At 71.0% G+C, this 6,498-nt stretch carries 5 protein-coding genes; 4 read left to right on the top strand and 1 reads right to left on the bottom strand.

Going from position 1 to position 6,498, the window contains the following annotated elements:
• The coding region (locus tag AC5LSR_RS20855) for a TetR/AcrR family transcriptional regulator (protein ID WP_493468871.1) at window positions 1–642 on the bottom strand (642 nt) is incomplete at its 3' end.
• 184 nt (window positions 643–826) lie between these two features.
• Between AC5LSR_RS20855 and AC5LSR_RS20850 the strand changes: the two genes are divergently transcribed.
• The 4 genes from AC5LSR_RS20850 to AC5LSR_RS20835 form a co-directional block, all read left to right on the top strand.
• Entirely contained in the window at window positions 827–3,100 is a 2,274-nt protein-coding gene (locus tag AC5LSR_RS20850; protein WP_250284526.1) for an MMPL family transporter, read from the top strand.
• Between the two features lie 255 nt (window positions 3,101–3,355).
• A complete protein-coding gene (locus AC5LSR_RS20845) occupies window positions 3,356–5,287 on the top strand; it encodes a DUF4012 domain-containing protein (protein WP_250284528.1) in 1,932 nt (643 codons plus the stop codon).
• Between the two features lie 100 nt (window positions 5,288–5,387).
• Window positions 5,388–5,777: a hypothetical protein gene (locus AC5LSR_RS20840; RefSeq protein WP_250284530.1), complete on the top strand. Its 390-nt coding sequence runs from the start codon at window positions 5,388–5,390 to the stop codon at window positions 5,775–5,777.
• Between the two features lie 271 nt (window positions 5,778–6,048).
• On the top strand, window positions 6,049–6,498 hold a 450-nt coding region (locus AC5LSR_RS20835; protein WP_493468869.1), incomplete at its 3' end, for a hypothetical protein.

Genomic DNA, 6,498 nt, shown 5'->3' with positions numbered 1-6,498 from the left:
GAGAGCGCCGAGAGCGCCGAGAGCGGCTTCGACGACCTCGCGCCGGACGTCCTCCGGAACGAGCGGCCGGCCGGCGCCGGCCTCCCCGGGGCAGGTCTCCCCGAGGCAGGCGCCGGTGGCCCCGGCGCCGGCGGCAGCCAGCGTCCGCCGCTCCAGCGCGGCGCCGAAGATGCCTGCCTGCACACAGGCGACCGCGCAGCGGGCCCGCAGGATACGTGACGGAGTGGGCTCCGGCCCGGCCAGGGCGGTCACGATGGCGTCCCGGTACGAGGCGATGTCACCCTTGCCGATCCGCCGGTAGATCACTGACGGATCGTCGACGAAGGCGGACAGCAGCGCGCCCGGACCGGCCATCGCCTCGACCAGTCCCTCGATGATCGACCGAGCCGGTACCGGTGGATCAACGCGCGAGAGATCGCTCACATGGCCGAACGCCTCCACGAACGGCCGCACCGCCGCGTCCAGAATCATGTCCTTGGACGCGAAGTGGTAGTAGAGAGCGGCCTTCGTCATACCAAGGCGCTGTGCAATGTCACGGATTGATGTCCCTGCGTAACCTCGTTCGTTGAACAGCTGTACGGCGACGGCAAGGATCCGGTCACGTGTGTCCGCAGCGTGAGAACGCGGCGCGCGACCGGGCATCGTCGCCATGCACCCCTCTCCGCGGGAGGTCCGGAGCGGAAACCTGTAGCCATCCTGACAATATCCCCTCCTACTGACCGATCGGTAGACTACCCCGACCGACCGATCGCCCAGAACGCCCGGGGACACCGGCGTTCTGCGCTGACCCTGACCCGTCCATCGGCCCAGACCCGGGGGGAAACCCGTGGCATCGCTCGCGCGTTGGTGCTTCCGTCACCGCTGGATCGTCCTGCTGCTGTGGTTCGCAGCCCTGCTCGGCTTCGGGACGGCCGCATATGCTGCCGGCACGGACTACAAGAACAACTTCTCCCTTCCCGGAACCGAGTCCCAACAGGCGATCGACCTGCTCGAACGGGAGTTCCCCGCCGCCGCCGGCGAGACCGCGAGCATCGTGCTGCACGCCCGCACGGGCACCCTCTACAACCCGCTGCTCGAAGCCGACGTCGTCCCGATGCTCGAGCGGGTCGCGCGCCTGCCACACGTGGTCGCCGTGATCAGCCCGTACGACCCGCCGGGCGTCGGCCAGTTCACCCGGGACGGCCGGACCGCCTACGCCACGGTCGCGCTGGACGACCAGGCCGTCGACATCCCCCGCTCCGACCTCAAAGCGATCATCGACACCGCCCGCGCTGCCGACAGCGGGGCGCTGCAGGTCGAGATGAGCGGGACCGCGGTCGCCATCGTCGAACAGCCGCAGCAGAACACCAGCGAACTGCTCGGGGTGGTGGCCGCCGCGATCATCCTGTTCATCGCCTTCGGGACCCTGCTGGCGATGACGCTGCCCCTGGTCGCCGCGGTCATCGCGCTCGGTGTCGGGATGGCCGGCATCGGCCTGGTCTCCCACGTGATGTCCGTCGCCCAGTTCGGGCCGACACTGGCGACCCTCATCGGCCTGGGCGTGGGCATCGACTACGCGCTGTTCATCGTCAACCGGCACCGTATCGGCCTGCGGGCGGGCAAGACCCCGGAGGAGGCGGCCGTCACCGCCATCAACACCTCCGGGCGGGCCGTCCTGTTCGCGGGGATGACCGTCTGCATCGCGCTGCTGGGCATGTACGCGCTCGGGGTCACCTTCCTCTACGGTGTCGCGGTCTCCGCGGCCCTTGCCGTCTCGCTGACCATGGCCACCGCGGTCACGCTGCTCCCGGCGCTGCTGAGCTTCTACGGGATGAAGGTGCTCGGGCGGGCCGAGCGGGTGAAGCTCGCCCACATGGGCCCCGAGCCCGAGCACGCGTCCGGCTTCTGGTGGCGCTCGGCCCGCCGGATCGAACGGCGCCCGGCGGTCTACGCCGTGCTGTCAGCCGCCCTGATCATGATCACCGCGCTGCCGTTCTTCTCGCTGCGGCTGGGCACGGCCGACGAAGGCAACGGATCGCAGTCCAAGACGTCCCGGCGCGCCTACGATCTGCTGGTCGGCGGGTTCGGGCCCGGGTTCAACGGGCCGTTCAGCCTCGTCACGGAGATCCACTCCCCCGCCGGCCTCACGGCCCTGGAGACGGTGGTCACCGAACTGCGCACCGAGCCAGGGGTCGCCTTCGTCTCACCGGTACAGCCGAGCCCGAACGGGCAGGCCGCGATCGTGGCGCTGTTCCCGGCCACCAGCCCGCAGGACGCCAGGACCGCCGCGCTGCTCAGGCGGCTGCGCGAGACGACCATCCCGCGGGTGACCGCGGGCACCGCCCTGGACATCAAGATCGGCGGTGTGACCGCGACCTACCAGGACTTCTCCGACGTCCTGACCAGCAAGCTCCCGCTGTTCATGGGAGTGGTCGTGGCGCTGGCCTTCCTGCTGCTGATGGCGGTGTTCCGCAGTGTCGTCGTACCGCTGACCGCGTCGGTGATGAACCTGCTGGCGGTCGGCTCGGCGTTCGGGGTGATCGTCGCGATCTTCCAGTGGGGATGGCTCGCGAGCCTCATCGGGGTCAAGGGCGGCCCGGTCGAGCCCTTCCTGCCCGTGATGCTCTTCGCCATCCTCTTCGGGCTGTCCATGGACTACGAGGTGTTCCTGGTCAGCCGGATCCACGAGGAGTGGCTCGTGCGCCGGGACAACCGGATCGCGGTCTCCCTCGGGCAGGCCGAGACCGGCCGCGTGATCACCGCCGCTGGCGCGATCATGACTCTTGTCTTCGCGTCCTTCATCCTCGGGGCCGACCGGGTGATCAAACTGTTCGGCCTCGGGCTCGCGGTGGCCGTCCTCATCGACGCGTTCATCGTCCGGGCGCTGCTGGTGCCCGCGCTCATGCACCTGTTCGGGAAGGCGAACTGGTGGCTGCCGTCCTGGCTGGACCGGATACTGCCGAAGGTCTCGGTGGAGTCGGCCGAGGAGATCGAGGAGATCCGCAACACTCCCGTGCCCGCCGAGGTCATCACCCCCGCGGACGAGGAGGACAGCCCCCGCGACCAGGCGAGCGCGTCCACTCACACCCCACCGGCCCACCGGGCCGACCACCACGCATAGCCCGTCAGGACGTCGCGGCAATCCGTGACAATATGGACAATCCATGACAACATAGCTGAAAGCAACCAGAGGCAGCAACCGGCGCAGAGCCGGTCTGTACACGCACCATCCGCAGTTATTACGCTGCGGAGTCATGAAGAAGCAGAAGGTTGCTAAAAGGCGAGAGTTCCCGCTCGTGACGGTGGCCGCGGCCGCCGCCGGGCCCGAGCCGCCCTCTGGGCCGCGGCTGTCGCCCGGGCCGGAGCCGCGTCGACGGTGACCACGCCTCCGGCCCAGGCCGCGGACGCGGAGCAGCCTCCGCCGCTGGAGCGGGCCCGGCGGCGGCTGGGCAGGGCGCGGCTGCCGCTGCTCGGCATCGCCGTGTTCGTGCTGCTCCTGGCGCTGGCGGTGTCATGGACGGCGGTACGCGGCCTGCTCGCGCGATCGCATCTGCGGACCGCCCAGAACGAGATCGCCGCGTTGGACCAGGCGCTGCAGGCCGGCGACAAGCCGTCCGGTGACGCGCTGCGCGCCCGGGTGAACATGATCGCCACGGAAACCGCGGCCGCCCGGGAGCTGACCGGCGACCCGCTGTGGGCGCTGGCCGGCCACGTCCCGGCGGTCGGCTGCCCCAGCCGCTCCGTCCGCTCCCTGGTGACCGCGCTGGACCAGCTGCTCCAGGACTCGCGCGCCCTGTTGGACCCCACCGGATCCGTCCTCGACCTGGACGCCCTGCGCACCGGCACCACCATCGACACCGGCCGGATCGCGGCCGCCCGGCCGGCCGCCGCGTCCACGCATGCCGCGATCAGCCAGTTCCGCCGGCGGCTCGCGGCGACGCCGGGCTGCGGGGCGACCGGAGCCCGCCTCGGGCTCGCCGACGCCCGCCAGAAGGGTCTGCGCCACGCCGAACGGCTCGAGCGCGCCGCCGCCACGCTGGAGCTGGCGACCCGGCTGGTGCCGCCGATGATGGGCGCCGACGGGCCGCGCCACTACCTGCTGGTCGTCCAGAACCCGGCCGAGTCCCGGGCCACCGGGGGCATCATCGGGGCCTTCGGCCTGCTGACCGCCGTCAACGGCAGGCTTGAGCTCACCGGCATCTCCGGCAACGGCCACCTGCCCGGCGGGCCGACCCAGCGGGTGCCGGCCATGGCGCTCCCGCCCGAGCTCGAGAACATGTACGCGGACGCGTGGCCGACCCAGGTCTGGGCCAACGCCAACCTCACCCCGCACTACCCGACCGTCGGCAGCTTCTACACGGCGCTCTACCAGGCGGGCACGGGTGTGCGCGTCGACGGGACGGTCAGTGTCGATCCGACGACGCTGTCCTATCTGCTGGCCGCGACGAGGCCGGCGGTCCTGCCGGGCGGGCGGAGCGTCCCGGCCGGCTCGCTCGTCGAGCTCGTGGAGTCACGGGCGTACGCCGAGATCGGCGACGCCCGGCAGCGGGACGACTTCTTCGCCGCCGTGGGGCGGGCCGTCTACGACGCGGCCGCGTCCGACGCGGGAAACACCTCGGCGCTGCTGTCCGCGCTGGGGCGGGCCGCCACCGAAGGGCGTCTGCTGGTATCCAGCAACCATCCGGCGGAACAGGGAATCCTTGCGACGACCGCGTTGGGCGGCGCGCTCCCCGATGGTGACGGCCCTTATCTCGCGGTGGTGACGCAGAATGCCGCGGCCGGCAAACTCGACTACTGGCTGCGGCGCGGCACCGACTACCGCAGTGTCCGTCGTCCCGACGGCTCCGCGGACGTAACGATCACGATACGGGTCACGAACGCGGCACCGGCCGGGCTGAGCGCCTACGTCCGCAACCGGAGCGACCAGCCTGTTCCCGGTCAGCCTGGCGCGGGTCCGCCCGGCGCCGGTCCGCCCGGGCCCCTCGGGCAGGGCGCACCCCCGGCGGGCAACCCGGACGCGCAGAACCTGCTGTCGCTGGCGGTGTACACCGGCGTGGGCAGCGGGCTACAGGCGGCCACCCTGGACGGGCTTCCCGTCCACCTGCGCCGTGGCGTCGAGCGGGGCCATCCGGTGCTTTCGACGCCGCTGTCGGTCGACCGCGGGCAGACCCGCACGCTGGTGCTGCGGATCTGGGAACCGGTGGCCAGGCCGGTCCTGCTCCTGCGGCCGCAGCCACTCGCCGTCCCTGAAACCGTCACCACATCAGGTATACGTTCTGTCGCCCCATGGTCACAGAATCCCAGATGACACGCCGAGTAGCATAGACACGGAAAGTAGCGATCTATAAGCTGACAGTGTTCATGTTCAGGCTGCTTATACCAGCAGACCCGACAGTGGGAGTACATCCATGAGATTCCGTCGATTGGGAGCGGCTCTGCTCGCCGCCGGCTGTCTGCTGGCGCTCGGCGTGACATCGGCGTCCCCGGCCGTCGCCCAGCCCTATCCGCCCCCCTTCCGGTGCACCGGCTTCCTGGACAGAGGCACGGTGACACCGAGCCCGGTCGTAACCAACGCGTCCTTCACTTTCGGTGGATGTGGTTACGCTCCCGGCTCGACCGTCCAGCTCTACAGCAACTTCCAGTACTACGGGAGCACGACCGCGGACGGCGATGGCCTCATCCTGGCCACGCTGACGGCCCCGCCCACGCGCGGTGTGCTCAGGCTCACCGCCGTCGGCCAGGCCCCCAGCGGGCGGCTGCGGGTCACCGTTGCGATCATCCCGGTCCGCGCCGGCTGACAACCGCCGCCCAGGCCGTGTCCGACGGAGATCTGACGGCGAGTGGCTGCCCGAACGCAGCCCACGCGGTCGAAGATCCATCGGATGCGGCCCAGGGCGGTGAGCCGGTCACGCCGAGCCCCCTGCCGTCCCTCACGTCGTCCCTCACTCGTCCCGCTACGTAGCCCCCTCTACGTAGCCCCCGCTGCGTAGCCCCCGCTACGTAGTCCTCACGTCACCTGCCCCTGGCAGCACCTGCCCCTGACGAGACCGCGGCAGGAGGAGTACCTCCATGAACTTCCGGGTAGTCGCCCTCACCCTGCTGCTCGGCGGCGGCCTGACCCTCAGCGCGACGCTGGGGTCACCGGCCACCGCCCAGCAGCTACAGGACCAGCTTCCCGACTGCGCCGGTCCGGTCAGCTTCGCCTCGGTCGGCCCTGAACGGGTCCTGGCGGGCGGGTCGGTGCTCTTCAGCAGCTGCGGCTTCGCGCCGGGCAGCACGATCACCATCGACGACAACGGTGCGCGCACCCGGACCGTGACCGCGGACCACACGGGCAGCTTCGCGATCCGGCTGACCCTGCCCACCCAGGGGGACCACTATCTGACCGCCACCGGAACGCCGAAGGACGCGGCCGACACGGCGTCGTACACCGGGCGGGCCGGCGGCGCCGTCGGGGCGCAACCGGCCGATGCCGAGGAGCGCAAGGCCGTCGGCATGGTCTGGGTGGACGCCGCCGGC

This window comes from Protofrankia sp. CiP1_Cm_nod4 (assembly GCF_982290645.1).
The sequence above is the reverse complement of the archived record's forward strand: the minus strand, read 5'-3'. Positions and strand labels throughout refer to the sequence as shown.